Raw genomic sequence first — 15,525 nt, 5'->3', positions numbered from 1 at the left:
GGTGGGTGATCTACAGGCGTCAGTGGTGGCTACGGCGACGAGCGCGCGCCGGAAGCGCACCGCGTCGATCACGGAGCTCATTCGAAGAGCGCCCTCGCCGAGGCAACCACGCGATTCTACCTGTCCTCGTTACCCAAACGCTAACCGGGGGGACGTCAGGTGTTCCCGTTGAAGAGGCTCGTGACCGAACCGTCCTCGAAGACCTCACGGATCGCCCGCGCCAGCAGCGGCGCAATCGACAGGACGGTGAGCGTGTCGAAGTGCCGGTCCGCCGGAATTGGCAGCGTATTGGTCACTACCACCTCGCGGATCCCGGAGTTCTTCAAGCGGTCTACGGCGGGCCCGGAGAGCACCGCGTGCGTAGCTGCGACCAGGACGTCCCGCGCGCCGTTGGCGATCAGCGCCTCCGCGGCCTGCGTGATGGTGCCGGCCGTGTCGATCATGTCGTCGACGAGCAGGCAGGTGCGTCCGGCGACCTCACCGACCACCTCGTGCACCTTCACCTGGTTGGCGACGTTCGGGTCGCGCCTCTTGTGGATGATGGCCAGGGGCGTGCCCAGCCGGTCCGCCCAGACGTCGGCCACCCGCACCCGGCCGGCATCGGGTGAGACGACGGTCATGTTGCCCGAGTCGTACCGCTCGGAGATGTGGTTGGCGAGCAGTGGCAGTGCCCACAGGTGGTCGACCGGCCCGTCGAAGAACCCTTGGATCTGTGCCGTGTGCAGATCCACGGCCATCAGCCGGTGTGCGCCCGCGGTCTTGAACATGTCGGCCACCAAGCGCGCGGAGATGGGCTCGCGGCCCTGGTGCTTCTTGTCCTGCCGGGCATATCCGTAGAACGGCATCACCACGGTGATCCGCTTGGCCGATGCCCGCTTGAGGGCGTCGACCATGATGAGCTGCTCCATGATCCACTCGTTGATCGGAGCGGTGTGGCTCTGCAGGACGAACGCGTCGCAACCGCGGACACTCTCGTCGAAGCGGACGTACAGCTCGCCGTTGGCGAAGTCATATGCCCTCATGGGCACCAGGTCCACCCCGAGCCGTTCGGCGACTTCGTCGTTGAGCGTGGGGTGAGACCGCCCCCCGAACAGCATCAGCATCTTCGTACCGCTTGCCCGTAGGCCGTTCACTGGTCGCTCCCCTCGATGCTGCTGTCGCCTTCTGCCATGTGGTCAGTGTGCCTTGCCTTCGCCCGCCGTGCAGCTTCGTCCGTGGGGGTTCCGGCGCGCCTGCGCTCCACCCAGCCCTCGATGTTGCGCTGACGTGCACGGGCGACCGCAAGCTCGCCCGGCTCCGTGCCGGACGTCACAGTGGATCCCGCCGCGACGTAGCTTCCGTCGGCAAGATCCACCGGTGCCACGAGCACGGAGTCACTGCCGACGAACGTGTGGTGGCCGATCGTGGTGTGGTGCTTGGCGACGCCGTCGTAGTTGGCGACGATGGTGCCGGCGCCGATGTTGACGCCGTCGCCGATGGTCGCGTCACCGACATAGGAAAGGTGCGGCACCTTCGAGCCGGCTCCGATGCTGGCCTTCTTGGTCTCGACGAACCCGCCGATCTTGCCCTTCTCACCCAGCGTGGTCTCCGGCCGTAGATAGGAGAACGGGCCGACAGTGGCACGGGCGCCGATCTGTGCTCCGATCGCGTGGGTCCGCACCACGCTTGCTCCGGCGCCGACGACGGTGTCGCGCAACGTCGTGTCCGGCCCGACCTCGGCACCCGCGCCGACGCGAGTGCTCCCGTGCAGCTGGACTCCGGGACGGAGGATGGCGTCGGCGTCGACCGCGACCGTGACGTCGATCCACGTCGTGGCGGGATCGATGATGGTGACGCCGCTTTGCATCAGGCCGGTGGTGATCCGCCGGTTCAGCTCACGGCCGAGCGCGGCGAGCTGCGCGCGGTCGTTGACGCCCTCGGTCTGCCACACATCCTCGGTGACGAGTGCGCCCACGCGGCGGCCGTCCGCCCGCGCGTGCCCGAGTACATCGGTCAGGTACAGCTCTCCCTGGGCGTTGTCGGTGGTGAGCCGGCCCAGCCCGGTGCGCAGGACGTCGGCATCGAAGACATAGATGCCGGAGTTGAACTCCTTGATCCGCAGCGTGTCCGCGTCGGCGTCCTTGTGCTCCACGATGCGGGCCACGCCGCCGTCATCGTCCCGGACGATCCGCCCGTATCCCGACGGGTCGTCGAGCTCGGCGGTGAGCACGGTGACTCCGTTGCCGGCGTTGACATGCGCGTCGACGAGCTCGTCGAGAGTCGCGCCGGAGAGCAGGGGCACGTCACCGTAGGTGACGACGACAACGCCTTCCAGCTCCGGCAGCGTCTCCAGGGCGCACTGCACCGCATGGCCCGTACCGAGCTGCTTGTCCTGGACTGCGGTGGTGACCCGCGGCGCCACGTCGGCAAGGTGCGCAGCGACCTGATCACGGCCGTGCCCGATCACCACGGCAAGATGGTCCGGCTCCAGCGACTGCGCCGCCGCCACGGCATGGCCGACGAGGGTTCTTCCGGCTAGCTCGTGCAGAACCTTGGGAAGCGATGACTTCATGCGAGTGCCCTCGCCAGCGGCGAGGACGATGACAGCTGCGGGACGCGTAGACACGCGGGCGCGCTCCTGAACATCGGCGGGTGGGAACGTCCTTGACGATACTCCCCCATCGCCTGCCGCACGAACTCGCCGTGAAAGACGCCCAACCGATGAGCGCTGACGATGATCCTCAAGATCACAGCGATGATCGGCGACGGTCCCAAGTTGTGCGGGGATTCGAACCAAGCTCCCGGGAGAGGATTCGAACCCCTACCTACAGGCACCAAAAGCCCGCGTGCTGCCATTACACTACCCGGGAGAGTTTGTCAAGTCCGCGGATCACGAATTCAACTGGCTCGAGATTACCCCACGCCTCTCGATGGCCTTACAGATCCCTCGCCACACGCCATCCATCGATCGATACTCCCTCGAACTCTTCGAGACCCGGATGATCAAACAACCCCGATACGCCTCTCCGATGTTCTTCCGAACTGTTCTCGGATTGTGCCTCTTCAGGGTTGTCCGCGCGAAACCGTCGAAGGGAACCCCGACGACGTCGGCCCAATGCTGCTCCGCGGCAGGCACATCCGCAGATTCATGAATGTGGACCCGAAAGCGAAGCCGATCATCGGACACACCCATCATCCGGAGCCAGGCCAGGTGAAGCCTGATCACATCCGGATCACTGTTGATGAAATCAAGCGTCTCCGTCAAGTTCCACGGTTTCCTCTTCGAGCCCTCCGCCCAATACATGACCGCGCCGATCAGCTGCAGCTCGCGCTCACTCAACTCACCGACCTCTCCCACCATCTCATTCAGGATCCGCTCGCGCTGTTCCGACTGTCTGGCCTTGTAGCGATCCCACCGCATGCGGGCCGCGCGCTTGGCCTGAGCCATCCGGTCAGGCGTCGGCTCCCACGCCACCTCTTTAGTGATCAACCAGGCCGTGCTTCGGGCCAAGCCAAGCTCCTCGGCGATCTCTGGCACGGATTGCCCGGCACGGCGCAACTCCAGAGCGCGCACCCTCACGTCCTCCGGAATTCTCGGTCGGCCCTCCCCGCGCCGTAGACGCCCATCACCCGGCTGATGGTGCTGGCGCTGACATGGAGTTCCGACTTGATCTGGGCGTACGTAGCCCCGGATTCACGCATCGCGCGAATCTTGCTCACCAGTTCTTCGTCATCAATCAACCGCGTACCCATGGACAAATAATACCTGTACGCAGGCATAAATTCAAACCTGTGTTCTAGTCCGCCCTTGACGGCAGTCCAGCGAACGCTGCCGGATGCATAGCAGCGCACAGAGGGGGTACCCCACCGAGACGAGAGCTGTACGACGTGTACGTGGTGCGCTCGATCGGTCTCGATATTTCAGTACCTACGGTGTCGTAGGTTACGGTTGCGTAGGAAAGGTACCCCTAAGCACCCGGAGGGCCGGTCATGGCTTCTACCGATACCGCAACCCAGTCCAGCACCCCGCGGCCATCGAGTTCCGAGCCTGATGCCTCCGCAGCCAATGGCAACGGGCTCAACACCTACGGGGCGCATGAGGGCGAGACCCCTTCCACCGGGCGGCGTATCACGCTCGCCCTGTTCATCGGACTTCCCTTCCTCGCCATCCTCGCGGCCATTCCGGTGGCCTGGATGGGCGGCTGGCTGAGCTGGCTGGATATCGTGCTGGCCGTCGTCATGTACGTCGTCGCCGGACACGGCATCACCGTCGGCTTCCACCGGCACTTCACCCACCGGGCGTTCAAGGCCAACCGCGGCCTGAAGATCGCTCTGGCCATCTCGGGCAGCCTGGCCATCGAGATGCCGGTGACCCGCTGGGTGGCGGACCACCGCCGGCACCACAAGTACGCCGACAAGGATGGCGACCCGCACTCGCCGTGGCGCTACGGCACCAGCGTCCCGGCACTGGTCAAGGGCATGTTCTATGCCCACATGGGCTGGATGTTCGACGTCGAGCGCACCGACCAGCAGAAGTATGTACCTGACCTGCTCAAAGACCGGGACATCCAGCGGATCAACAAGGCATTCCCCGCACTGGTCGCGTTCTCCTTGCTCTTCCCGCCACTCGTCGGCGGACTGGTCACCTGGTCCTGGCAGGGTGCGCTGACGGCGTTCTTCTGGGCCACGCTGGTCCGGATCGGCCTGCTGCACCACGTGACGTGGTCCATCAACTCGATCTGCCACGCCATGGGCGAGCGTCCGTTCGACAGCCGCGACAAGTCCGGCAACGTCTGGTGGCTGGCCTTCCTCTCCATGGGAGAGTCGTGGCACAACCTGCACCACGCCGACCCCACCAGCGCACGGCACGGTGTACTGAAGGGGCAGATCGACTCCAGCGCGCGCATCATCCGGATCTTCGAGAAGTTCGGCTGGGCCTACGACGTCCGGTGGCCGAGTCCCGAGCGAATCCAGGGAAAGCGGGTCGACGACTACGGCGGCGAGAAAACCCTCATCGCTCCCTGACAGCAATCGGTGCTGACGCTGGCCGCCGGCCTGCCAGGTTGGCGGCCTTCGCCGTCGCCTCTCGTGCCTCGTCAGCGGGTTCATGTGCCTTTGACGTGATCGCTCGTGACAGGTAACCTCAGATAGGTTTCACAACCAGTGGGTGTCCCGTTAGGTGAGGCTCCTGAGCAAGTACGTGTCTGCTGCCCGGAAAGATCGAGAGATTCCAACGGGTTGAACAGGCCGTGGCCGAATCAAGGTCCGGCTTAACGCAGACTGGCGGTCGTCGGCCGTCTAGATGCTCAGTGCTGAAGCTCTGACGTTGGGAACACGCCGGGCCGTCGTGCCACGGTGCCCTTCGTCTGCGCTTCTCCGGCCTCTCCTGTGCTCCCTCGCTGAGTCGTGCCGCGCGATCCGAAGGAGGTGGAGGCTATGCGTCGTCGATCATCTATGACCGACAGTGAGCCGAGCCATAGTTGCCCTCCCCTCTCGGTGTCGTTCACCTGACATATCGATGCCCTGGGTGGCACGGTGATCCATGGTGCCACGCCGCGGCCGGCACATGAGGCAGAAGCTCAACGCGGGAATCGATTATTGACTTAGCACTGTGACGTGCCTGGTCCCACCAGCGCATGTCCGAAAACCCCCTGGGCGGTGAACCATGAGCGTCGACGAACTGTTTGACATGCTGAAGGAGCAGGACCTCCCCTATCTGAAGGATTGGCTCAGCGCTCAGCCGCCACACGCCATCGCGGATGAGCTTATTCGTGTCGACGCCGCCGGGATGGCGCTGGTGTTCCGCCTGCTCGACAAAGGCAAGGCGCTGGCTGTGTTCGAGGAACTCGACCCCTCGGACCAGCAGGAGATCCTGGCCGGCTTGCGTGACCGGGCGTTCAGCGAACTGGTCGAGGGGATGGACCCCGACGACCGTGCCCGGCTGATCGGCGAGTTGCCGGCCAAGGTCGCTCGCCGGGTTCTCGCCGGTCTCAGCCCGCACGAGCGTCAGATGACCGCCGCTCTCCTGGGCTACCCGGAGGGTTCCGTGGGCCGGATGATGACCCCTGAGGTCGTCGCGATCCACCGCAACCTGACCGTCGCCGAGGCTCTGGACGTCGTGCGCACCAAGGGCGCGAACGCCGAGACCGTCTACACCCTTCCGGTGGTAGACGACGGCCGCCGCCTCGTGGGCATCGCCTCACTCCGGGACCTGGTGACAGCCGACACGGGGCGACGCGTGGACGGCCTGGCCGAGAAAGAGTACGTGTCGGCACGAGCCACCGACGACGCGGAGGCAGCCGCCCGGTTGATGCGCGACGCGAACCTCCTCGACCTGCCGATCGTCGACAGCGAAGACCGCCTGCTCGGATTTCTCACCATCGACGACGCCGTCGAGGTGATCGAGGCCGCGGACACCGAAGACGCCTACCGGCAGTCCGGCTCCGAGCCACTGGCCGGCTCGTACCTCCTGGTCAGCATCCGCCAGCTGGCCAGCCGCCGGGCCCCCTGGCTCCTGCTCCTCTTCGTCGCGGCGATCCTGACCATCAACGTGCTGGACTTCTTCGAGGAGAATCTGGCCGAGGTCACCGCCCTTGCCCTGTTCATTCCGATGATCACCGGCGCCGGCGGGAACACGGGTGCCCAGTCGGCCACCTCGGTGGTGCGCGCGCTGGCACTCAGTGACGTCCGCATCCGGGACCTGCCGCGGGTGCTGTGGCGGGAGGCACGCGTGGGCGCGATCCTGGGCGTGGTGCTGGCCACTATCGGCATCGGCATCGGCACCATATTCGCCGACTTCGATCTGGCCATCGTCATCGCCATATCGCTGCTTGCCGTGTGCACCTGGGCGGCGATCGTCGGCGGATCCATGCCATTGCTGGCGAAGAAGCTGAAGATCGACCCCGCGGTCGTGTCGGCGCCGATGGTCGCGACCCTGGTCGACGCCACCGGGCTGATCATCTACTTCCTCACCGCCCGCGCCATCCTGGGCATCTAGTTGCCCTGCACGCCAGCCCCGTCGTTCGGGCCCCGGGGAACGCTTCCTGGTGCGTCGTCGTGCCTCTGTGCCGCGACCCGCCGCTGCGTCGCTGGCCGCGCCTGCGGCGCGGCACACCCCCGCCCGGCATGATGGGGGTGTGGACACCGACGACGCCGCAGATCCGAACGCGGCAGGCAACCGAATCCGGATGACCGGGAAACAACGCCGGGAGCAGCTTCTCGACATCGGGCGAACCTTGTTCGCGGAGCGAGGCTTCGACGGCACCTCGATCGAGGAGATCGCCGCTCGCGCACGAGTCTCCAAGCCCGTCGTCTATGAACACTTCGGCGGCAAGGAAGGCCTCTACGCGGTGGTCGTCGACCGGGAGATGGAGCGTCTGCTCGACAGCATCACCAACGCCCTCGGCTCGGACACCCATCCCCGGGTGCTGCTGGAGCATGCCGCGCTGGCGCTGCTGGGCTACATCGAGACGTCCACGGATGGGTTCCGCATCCTGGTGCGTGATTCACCGGTGGCGCAGTCCATCGGCGGTTTCGCCAGCCTGATCTCCGATGCCGCCAGTCAGGTCGAGTACCTGCTCGCCGCCGAGTTCTCGTCCCGCGGGTTCGATGCCGAGTACGCGCCCATGTACTCGCAGATGCTGGTCGGCATGGTCGCGCTGACCGGCCAGTGGTGGCTCGACGTCCGAACCCCGGACAAGCACGAAGTCGCCGCGCACCTGGTGAACCTCGCCTGGAACGGCCTCGCCGGCCTGGAACAGAGTCCCACCCTCAACGGCACCCCCTCCCCGCCGCCGCCCCCTCCCAAATGATCATGTAAACCATGTTTTCTCGTGCTTCACCAGGGCTGCAGGCATGGTGAAGCACGAGAAAACATGGTTTACATGATCATTTGGAGGACACGGCGGTGGATGGGGCGGAAGGCGCGGGCGGGCCGCCCGGCCGCTCACCGGTGGGCGACGGCGAACACGCGTCGGTAGTGAAGCAGTGTTCCGTGCACACCCACGGGGTACGCCGCATGCAGGCGGGCCCGATAGGCCTCGGTGAACTCGGCCTGCTCGTCGTCGTCGAGCAGATCGAGAACCGGCCGCAGGGCCGAGCCACGCACCCACTCGAGGACGTCGTCGGGACCGGGCAGCAGATGATGGTAGGTGGTCTCCCAGACCTCGGCGGCCAGGCCCAGGTCAAGTAGCGCGTCCAGGTACTCCTCCGGTTCGTGGGCCGCGGGCCAGGTCACCTCCAGCCGACCCGCCCACCGGGGCGACGCGGCCAGGTCACGCAGCTCCACATGGCTCGGCTCGCCGAAGTTGGCCGGTACCTGGAACGCCAGCCAACCGCCGGCGGCGATGAACGAGGCCAGCCGCGCAAGCATGCCGAGGTGCCCGGAGACCCACTGCAGCGTGGCGTTACTGAGCAGGACGTCGACCGGCCCGTCCGGTTCCCAGCTCCGCAGGTCGGCATGGACAAACTCCGCGCCGTGGTACCGGCCGGCCCGCTCGATCATCTCGGCCGACGAGTCGACGCCGACGATGCGCGCCCCTGGCCAGCGAGCCGCCAGTCCAGCGGTCAAGCCACCCGGCCCACAGCCCAGGTCGACGACGTGGCGAACCGGTCCGGGCCGGACCTGCGCCACAAGGTCGTGGAAGGGGCGACTGCGCTGATCGGCGAAGGTCAGGTACTGGTCCGGATCCCACATGGCCGACTCCTTCAGTTCTGCGTCACCCGCGCGACGGATTTATCTCGACTTCAAGATAAACCATGGAACCCGAGATGCCTTGATGTCAAGATTCTTGACACGTATCGTGCTCTACGTGACGACTGACGAGGTTGATCGGCTGGTCGAGGCCTGGCGGCGAGAGCGCCCGGAGCTCGACGTATCCCCGATGGAGGTGCTCTCCCGAGTCACCCGGCTCGCCCGTCATCTGGACCGGGCCCGGCGCTCAGCGTTCGCAGCGCTCGGGCTGGAGCCATGGGAGTTCGATGTCCTCGCCGCACTGCGGCGCTCCGGCGCTCCGTACGAGCTCTCACCGGGCACCCTGCTGGCGCAGACGATGGTGACCAGCGGCACCATGACCGCACGTGTGGACAAACTGACCGCCCGCGGCCTGGTCACCAGGCGCCGCGACGATCAGGACCGACGCGCCGTCAAGGTCGCTCTCACTGATGCCGGCCGGGCCGCTGTGGACGCCGCGCTCGACGGACTCCTCGCGCATGAGCGGACGATCCTCGCCAACGTCACCCCGGAGGATCAGGCGATGCTGGCGACGCTTCTGCGCGCCGTGGTGATCCCCTTCGACGACACCGCCGGCTAGCTGTCCCGGCGAGCGCCGGTCAGTCGCTTCCCCGGTCGCTCCGGCGTCCGGAGGCGACGAGCTCTCGCGCGGCACGGAATGCCCGGACGAGGAGCAGAGCGAATCCCATGCCGGTGACGCCGAGCACTGCACCGGCCGCAACACCCACCGCGCGGGCCCGGGTGACGGCGGAGTCCGTAGCGGCCTCCCGGTCCATACGCGCACCACCAGCACGCGCTCCCCCGGCACGGGTTCCCGCGGCGTGAGTTCCCCCAGCGCGGGTACCCCCGGCGCCGTTTCCCTCGCGGCTGCCGGCGTCCTCATCGCGTTCGGCTTCCACGATGGCGCGGGCCGCGGTCGCGCTGCCCATGGCGCCCTCGACGACGACGGCCGGGGCTCCCGCCTCCGCCGCCCGCTCCTCCCTCTCGAGAAGATCGATCGCGCTCTCCGCGGTGACGGCAGCCAGCACCATGAGCAGGCGGGTGACGATATAGATCCACGCGATCACGATCACCGGGGTGGCGAACGCGCCATACGACGAGGCCGTGCCGGCGCCGACGACGTACTCGACCAGGAAGGTCTTCAGGATCTCGAAGACCACCGCGCCGAAGAGCGCGGTGATGATCTGCTCCCGTGCCGGTACCCGGATCCGCGGCAGCCCGGCCAGCAGGTAGGCGAAAAGCAAGGTATTGACCGCGATGGACAGCCCCGCACCGACCAGTTCGAGGGTGCCAGTGCCGATCGAGCCGTCGATGCCCAGCCAGCTCAGCAACTGCCTGGTCATCTGACGGACCAGCACGCTGATGGCCCACGAGGTCACGAGCAGCAGGCCGAGTCCGACCAACGAGACCATGTCGAGCAGTTTGCGGACCACAAGGTTGCCGGGCTTGTCGTCCATGCCCCACATCGACCGCACGGCCGCCCGGATCGAGTCGACCCATCGCAGCCCGGAGAAGAGCAGAATGGCGAAACTGACCGCACCGACGGCGCCCGCGTTCTCGTAGAACCGGCCGACCTCGATCTCGAGATTGGGCAGGTTCTCGTTGACCAGATCCTGGATGGTGGCGATACCCGTCCTGCCGGCCACGCGGCTGGCAATGGCGGCAGACAACAACAGCAGCGGGAACAGGGATACGAAGCCGTAGAAGCTCGCGGCACCGGCCAGCCGGTCGCCTCGCAGATCTCCGTAGCGCCGCCATGCGCGCACCGGCAGCGTCGGCTGGAGGCGTTGCCACAGAGATTCGGCGCGGCTTGCGAGCTTCTTGACACGGGCGACGAGTGCTCGAACGCGCGCGATCACCCCGTCGGCCCCTCCGGAGCGGGCTTTCCTCCTGCCACCACTCGCTTGGCGGCCTTCAGCCGCGCTTCACCGCCGCGGCGCTCGGCGACCGGGTCGCCGTCGGCGGTCAATTCGAAGTCGCACTCCCGGCGCCAGAACCCGTCCGCGCCATGCTCATACAGGCTGAACGCGTTGACGTCGAAGACTGCCTCGTACCCGGCAAGCGTCTTGAACGCCGAGCGCATGGCGTCCTCCGGAAGGTAGTGCGCCACCGTCACGTGCGGGTGGTACGGGAAAGACAGCTCGACGGCCAGCGGGCCGGTACGGATGGCGAAGGAGAGCCGCTCACATCCGGAGATTCCCTCGGCGAGGGCCACGAAGACCACCGGCGAGACCGGCATGAAGGTCGCCGTGCCGCGCAGGTGCACCCGGAACGCCGGGAAGCTCTCCGCCACCTTGCGCAGGTGCGTCAGGATCTGGTCGTAATGCTCGTCCGAACCGTCCTCGAGCTCCGTCGGCGGGACGAGGGTGATATGTGAGGGGATCGCATCGGCCAGGGGATCGCCGAACGAGCGGCGCCAGTCCTGCAATTCGCTGCCGTAGGGCTCGGGCACCGGTACGGCGACACCGATGGTGCGACCTTGAGTCTCGGGTGCGGGATCCACCAGTTCACCGCGCCGTCATCGGCGCGAGGAATCCGACTCGCTCGTAGGCGCGGCGCAACATGGGCTCAGCGGTGGCCTGCGCTTTCTCTGCTCCGCGTGCGAGCAGGGCATCCAGCTCGGCTGGATCATCGAGCAGCTCACGCACGCGCTGCTGGAACGGAAGCACAACATCCAACACTGCTGCGATGACCTCCTTTTTCAAGTCACCGTACCCCCGCCCGGAGAAGTCTTGCTCGATCTGCGCGATCGGGCGCCCGGTCAGAGCGGACAGGATGGTGAGGAGATTGGTCACTCCGGGCTTGTTCTCCCGGTCTGCAAGCACGTCGCGTCCGGTGTCCGTCACGGCGCTCTTGATCCGCTTCTCGATTACCTTGGGGTCGTCGAGGAGCTCGATCAGTCCGGCTCCGGCGACGCTTTTGCTCATCTTGGCCGTCGGGTCCTGCAGATCGTAGATCTTCGCCGTCGCCTCGGGAATGAACGGCTTGGGCAGCACGAACGTCTCCCCGAACCGTGAGTTGAACCGGCCGCCGACGTCCCGGGTCAGCTCGACGTGCTGGCGCTGGTCCTCCCCGACCGGAACGAAGTCCGCGTTGTAGAGCAGGATGTCCGCGGCTTGCAGCACCGGATAGGTGAACAGTCCGACCGTGGTGGCGTCGGCGCCGTGCCGGGCGGACTTGTCCTTGAACTGCGTCATCCGGCTGGCTTCACCGAACCCGGTGATGCAGCTGAGGACCCAGGCGAGCTGCGCGTGCTCGGGCCGGTGGCTCTGAACGAACAGCGTGCTGCGTTCCGGGTCCACCCCGCCCGCGATGTACTGGGCCGCCGTGACCCGGCTGCGCTCACGCAGCTCGGCGGGGTCGTGGCCAGCGGTGATGGCGTGCAGATCGACGACGCAGTAGAAGGCGTCGTGGTCATCCTGCATCGCCGCCCATTGCCGCAACGCGCCCAGGTAGTTGCCGAGGTGCAGGGACGCATTGGTCGGTTGCATTCCGGAGAACACGCGCGGGCGGTTGCTGGTCATGACACCCATTCTGGCAGCTTCGGTCCACTGTTGTGTGCGGAGACTGTCGAGTTGGCCGTCACGGAAGTATCACCGCAGGTCTCAGCCACCAGGGAACTCGGCATGAACCCGCAAGCGCGAAACCCGGCGGCCGTCGAGCGCGAGCACCTCCAGTCTGGCATCGCCGACGTCGACCACATCCCCCACTTCCGGCAGCCGGCCGAGCCGGGACACCAGATAGCCGGCGACCGTCTCATACGGCCCCTCCGGCAGGTTCACCCCGGTCTCGTCGGCGAAGTCCTCGATGTTGAGCAGGCCGTCGACGTAGGCCACCCCACCGGCCGTCGCCTGCCCGGTGTCTTCTTCGGCATGGTGCTCGTCGTACTCGTCCCAGATTTCGCCGACCAGTTCCTCGACCAGGTCCTCCAGCGTCGCGATTCCCGCCGTCCCGCCGTACTCGTCGACGACGATCGCCAGATGAGCCCCCTGCCTGCGCATCTCCGACAGTGCCGGCAGCACCCGCTTGGTGCCCGGCAGCACCAGCACCTCCCGGGCCAGCTCGCCTACCTGGATGTCACGCGTGGATGGCGCCGCCTCGTACAGGTCGCGGACATGCACGAAGCCGACGACGTCGTCGACCGAGTCCCGGAACACGGGGTACCTCGAATGGGGCATCCGCGAGGCGAGCGTGATCGCCTCTTCCACCGGGACACCGGCACCCAGGAAGTCGACTTCCGTCCGGGGCAGCATGACCTCCCGGAGCTGCCGGTCACCCACCGCGAAGACGTCCTCGACAATGCGCCGCTCCTCGTCGCTCAGGCCCTTGTGCGCGGCGACCAGCTCACGCAGTTCCTCGTCGCTCATCTCTTCACGGCGAGCCCCAGGATCACCGCCGAGCAACCGGACGACGACGTCGGTCGAGGCGGAGAGGAGCCAGATGACCGGCCGCATCAGGGTGGCGAACCGGTCCAGGGGAGCCGCCACCACGCGCGCCACACCTTCAGCTCGTTGCAGGGCGATGCGCTTCGGCACGAGTTCGCCGAGGACCAGGGAGAGGTAGGCGATGAGCACGGTGACGCCGATGAACGCGACCGTCGAGGCGAGGCCCCCGGACAGGCCGGCGCTCTCCAGCGTGGGAGCGATCTCCGGCGCGAGTGCCGACGCCCCGTAGGCGGCCGAGAAGAACCCCGCGAGGGTGACGCCGATCTGCACGGCGGACAGGAACCGGTTCGGGTTGCGGGCAAGGGCCGCGGCCCGCGCACCTCGCTTGCCTTGTTGCGCGATGTGCTCGAGCTGGCTTTCGCGCAGCGCGACGAGCGCCAGCTCGGTAGCCGCGAACACTCCGCCGATCAGGACGAAGAGCAGGACGAGACCGGCGCTGACGAGCATGCTCTGGCTCACACTGTCGAATCTTAGAGCTCGAGCGGAACGGGGCGCCGGAAAAGTCAGCGAGCCTGGGCCAAGGAGCGCATCGAATCCCAGACCCGCGCCCGTGCGAAGCTTGGTCGAAGCGTCCCGTCGCCGCATCCGAAGGAGTGTCCCGATGCCGAACCATCCGCGTGCGGGCCAACCGGCCGAGCCATCCGATCTCGTCGACGTCGCTCGCCTGGTCACCGCGTACTACACCGCCAGCCCAGACCCCGGCGACCCCGCACAGCAGGTGAGTTTCGGCACGTCGGGGCACCGCGGCTCGGCATTCGACACCGCCTTCAACGAGGCTCACATCGCCGCGACCGCCCAGGCGATCTGCGACTTCCGGCGGGAGAACGGCATCGGAGGCCCGCTGTTCCTCGGCAAGGACACCCACGCACTGTCCGAGCCCGCGTGGGCCACCGCGATCGAGGTGTTCGCGGGCAACGAGGTCACGCTGCTGATCGACGAGGCGGGCCGGTACACGCCCACGCCCGCCGTGTCGCACGCGATCCTTCGGCACAACGCCGGGCTCGCCTCCGCGGAGAAGAGTTCCGCCATGGCCGCCGCCGCAGGAGCCACCGGCATGCCTGTGGCAGCCCTGGACGCGGGGATGAACCGGGCCGACGGCGTGGTGGTCACGCCCTCGCACAATCCGCCTTCGGACGGCGGGTTCAAGTACAACCCGCCGGACGGCGGACCGGCCGGGTCGGAGATCACCGGGTGGATCCAGTCGACGGCGAACCGCTATATCGAGGCCGGCCTGGACGGGGTGCGGCGGATCCCGCTCCAGCGAGCGCTGGCCGCCGAGACCACCTCCACGTACGACTACATGGGCATCTACGTCGACGACCTACCCTCCGTCGTCGACCTCGACGCGATCCGCTCGGCCGGCGTGCGGATCGGCGCCGACCCGCTGGGCGGCGCATCCGTGGACTACTGGGGCGCCATCGCCGAACGGCATCGGCTCGACCTGACGGTGGTCAACCCACTCGTCGACCCGACCTGGCGGTTCATGACGCTGGACTGGGACGGCAAGATCCGGATGGACTGCTCGTCGCCGTCGGCGATGGCGTCGCTGATCGGTCGCCGGAGTGAGTTCGACGTCGCGACCGGGAACGACGCCGACGCGGACCGGCACGGCGTCGTCACGCCCGACGCGGGCCTGATGAACCCGAACCACTTCCTCGCGGTCGCAATCGACTACCTGTTCAGCCGCCGCGACGACTGGCCCGACGCTGCCGGAGTCGGCAAGACGCTGGTGAGCTCGTCGATGATCGACCGTGTCGCGGCGGCGCTGGAGCGGCCCTTGATCGAGGTGCCGGTCGGGTTCAAGTGGTTCGTTCCCGGGTTGCTGGACGCCTCCGTGGGGTTCGGCGGCGAGGAGTCCGCCGGCGCGTCGTTCCTGCGTCGCGACGGGCGGGTGTGGAGTACCGACAAGGACGGCCTGATCGCCTGCCTGCTGGCGGCGGAGATCATCGGAGTCACCGGGCTGACGCCGAGCCAGCGCTACGAGGCGCTCACCGAACGGCACGGCAATCCCGTCTATGCCCGGGTGGACGCGCCGGCCAGCCGTGAGCAGAAGTCCGTCCTCGCCAAGCTCTCCCCGGAACAGGTGAGCGCCACCGAGCTGGCAGGTGAGCCCATCACGGCCAAGCTCACCCGGGCTCCCGGGAACGACGCGGCGCTCGGCGGCCTCAAGGTCACGACGGAGTCCGGCTGGTTCGCGGCGCGCCCATCAGGCACCGAAGACGTCTACAAGATCTACGCCGAGAGCTTCCAGGGGGCGGAGCACCTGGCTCGTATCCAGGAGGAGGCGCGGGCCGTCGTCGGCGCCGCTCTCGGCGACTGACCGGCTCCTCGCCGTCGCCCCTGCGCACTGAGCGCTGAGTGAGGTCGATT

The 15,525-nt window shown here is 67.2% G+C and carries 14 protein-coding genes, 1 tRNA gene and 1 riboswitch; of the genes, 5 read left to right on the top strand and 10 right to left on the bottom strand.

Annotated elements, in window-relative coordinates:
• Window positions 1-155: 155 nt before the first annotated feature.
• The 5 genes from G1H11_RS07035 to G1H11_RS07015 form a co-directional block, all read right to left on the bottom strand.
• Window positions 156-1,133: a ribose-phosphate diphosphokinase gene (locus G1H11_RS07035; RefSeq protein ID WP_163817441.1), complete on the bottom strand. Its 978-nt coding sequence runs from the start codon at window positions 1,131-1,133 to the stop codon at window positions 156-158.
• Window positions 1,130-2,605 carry a bifunctional UDP-N-acetylglucosamine diphosphorylase/glucosamine-1-phosphate N-acetyltransferase GlmU gene (glmU, locus tag G1H11_RS07030; protein ID WP_163817439.1) on the bottom strand — a complete coding sequence of 492 codons (1,476 nt, stop codon included), beginning with the start codon at window positions 2,603-2,605 and terminating at the stop codon, window positions 1,130-1,132. The genes G1H11_RS07035 and glmU overlap by 4 nt, the downstream gene beginning before the upstream one ends.
• Window positions 2,606-2,777: 172 nt before the next feature.
• Window positions 2,778-2,849, bottom strand: a tRNA-Gln gene (locus G1H11_RS07025).
• 20 nt (window positions 2,850-2,869) lie between these two features.
• On the bottom strand, window positions 2,870-3,553 hold the full coding sequence (locus tag G1H11_RS07020) for a hypothetical protein (protein WP_216843524.1): 684 nt from the start codon (window positions 3,551-3,553) through the stop codon (window positions 2,870-2,872).
• Window positions 3,554-3,555: 2 nt separating this feature from the next.
• On the bottom strand, window positions 3,556-3,732 hold the full coding sequence (locus G1H11_RS07015; RefSeq protein ID WP_163817437.1) for a type I phosphoribosyltransferase: 177 nt from the start codon (window positions 3,730-3,732) through the stop codon (window positions 3,556-3,558).
• Between the two features lie 237 nt (window positions 3,733-3,969).
• Here G1H11_RS07015 and G1H11_RS07010 point away from each other — a divergent pair, with 237 nt between their 5' ends.
• The 3 genes from G1H11_RS07010 to G1H11_RS07000 all read left to right on the top strand — a co-directional run bounded on the left by G1H11_RS07010 (window position 3,970) and on the right by G1H11_RS07000 (window position 7,790).
• Window positions 3,970-5,004, top strand: coding sequence for an acyl-CoA desaturase (locus tag G1H11_RS07010; RefSeq protein WP_163817435.1), 1,035 nt, complete (start codon window positions 3,970-3,972; stop codon window positions 5,002-5,004).
• Window positions 5,005-5,143: 139 nt separating this feature from the next.
• Window positions 5,144-5,318: riboswitch (M-box (ykoK) riboswitch) on the top strand.
• 326 nt (window positions 5,319-5,644) lie between these two features.
• Window positions 5,645-6,976, top strand: a complete 1,332-nt coding sequence (gene mgtE / locus G1H11_RS07005) for a magnesium transporter (RefSeq protein ID WP_163817433.1) — start codon at window positions 5,645-5,647, stop codon at window positions 6,974-6,976.
• Between the two features lie 190 nt (window positions 6,977-7,166).
• Entirely contained in the window at window positions 7,167-7,790 is a 624-nt protein-coding gene (locus G1H11_RS07000) for a TetR/AcrR family transcriptional regulator (RefSeq protein WP_163817868.1), read from the top strand.
• A 134-nt stretch (window positions 7,791-7,924) separates the two neighbouring features.
• Here G1H11_RS07000 and G1H11_RS06995 read toward each other — a convergent pair whose 3' ends face one another.
• Entirely contained in the window at window positions 7,925-8,674 is a 750-nt protein-coding gene (locus G1H11_RS06995; RefSeq protein WP_163817431.1) for a methyltransferase domain-containing protein, read from the bottom strand.
• 82 nt (window positions 8,675-8,756) lie between these two features.
• On the opposite strand from G1H11_RS06995, the gene G1H11_RS06990 reads away from it, so the two are divergent.
• Window positions 8,757-9,290, top strand: a complete 534-nt coding sequence (locus G1H11_RS06990; RefSeq protein ID WP_163817429.1) for a MarR family winged helix-turn-helix transcriptional regulator — start codon at window positions 8,757-8,759, stop codon at window positions 9,288-9,290.
• Between the two features lie 19 nt (window positions 9,291-9,309).
• On the opposite strand, the gene G1H11_RS06985 is transcribed toward G1H11_RS06990, so the two are convergent.
• The 4 genes from G1H11_RS06985 to G1H11_RS06970 form a co-directional block, all read right to left on the bottom strand.
• Window positions 9,310-10,569, bottom strand: coding sequence for a YhjD/YihY/BrkB family envelope integrity protein (locus G1H11_RS06985; protein ID WP_163817427.1), 1,260 nt, complete (start codon window positions 10,567-10,569; stop codon window positions 9,310-9,312).
• Entirely contained in the window at window positions 10,566-11,213 is a 648-nt protein-coding gene (locus tag G1H11_RS06980) for a 2'-5' RNA ligase family protein (RefSeq protein WP_163817426.1), read from the bottom strand. Before G1H11_RS06980 ends, G1H11_RS06985 begins: the two co-directional genes overlap by 4 nt.
• A gap of 4 nt (window positions 11,214-11,217) precedes the next feature.
• Window positions 11,218-12,234 carry a tryptophan--tRNA ligase gene (gene trpS / locus G1H11_RS06975; protein ID WP_163817424.1) on the bottom strand — a complete coding sequence of 339 codons (1,017 nt, stop codon included), beginning with the start codon at window positions 12,232-12,234 and terminating at the stop codon, window positions 11,218-11,220.
• A gap of 81 nt (window positions 12,235-12,315) precedes the next feature.
• Complete coding sequence (locus tag G1H11_RS06970) at window positions 12,316-13,614, bottom strand: hemolysin family protein (RefSeq protein ID WP_425501183.1); 1,299 nt, start codon at window positions 13,612-13,614, stop codon at window positions 12,316-12,318.
• A gap of 142 nt (window positions 13,615-13,756) precedes the next feature.
• Between G1H11_RS06970 and G1H11_RS06965 the strand changes: the two genes are divergently transcribed.
• Entirely contained in the window at window positions 13,757-15,475 is a 1,719-nt protein-coding gene (locus tag G1H11_RS06965) for a phosphoglucomutase (protein WP_163817422.1), read from the top strand.
• Window positions 15,476-15,525: the final 50 nt, after the last annotated feature.

This window comes from Phytoactinopolyspora alkaliphila, assembly GCF_010550695.1.
Lineage (GTDB): Bacteria > Actinomycetota > Actinomycetes > Jiangellales > Jiangellaceae > Phytoactinopolyspora > Phytoactinopolyspora alkaliphila.
This window is presented reverse-complemented; position numbering and strand designations above follow the sequence as displayed.

Coding starts and splice junctions, on each gene's coding strand:
- G1H11_RS07015 (WP_163817437.1), bottom strand. CDS start 3,732: ATGGGTACGCGGTTGATTGATGACGAAGAACTGGTGAGCAAGATTCGC.
- G1H11_RS07010 (WP_163817435.1), top strand. CDS start 3,970: ATGGCTTCTACCGATACCGCAACCCAGTCCAGCACCCCGCGGCCATCG.
- mgtE (WP_163817433.1), top strand. CDS start 5,645: ATGAGCGTCGACGAACTGTTTGACATGCTGAAGGAGCAGGACCTCCCC.
- G1H11_RS07000 (WP_163817868.1), top strand. CDS start 7,167: ATGACCGGGAAACAACGCCGGGAGCAGCTTCTCGACATCGGGCGAACC.
- G1H11_RS06995 (WP_163817431.1), bottom strand. CDS start 8,674: ATGTGGGATCCGGACCAGTACCTGACCTTCGCCGATCAGCGCAGTCGC.
- G1H11_RS06990 (WP_163817429.1), top strand. CDS start 8,757: ATGTCAAGATTCTTGACACGTATCGTGCTCTACGTGACGACTGACGAG.
- trpS (WP_163817424.1), bottom strand. CDS start 12,234: ATGACCAGCAACCGCCCGCGCGTGTTCTCCGGAATGCAACCGACCAAT.
- G1H11_RS06965 (WP_163817422.1), top strand. CDS start 13,757: ATGCCGAACCATCCGCGTGCGGGCCAACCGGCCGAGCCATCCGATCTC.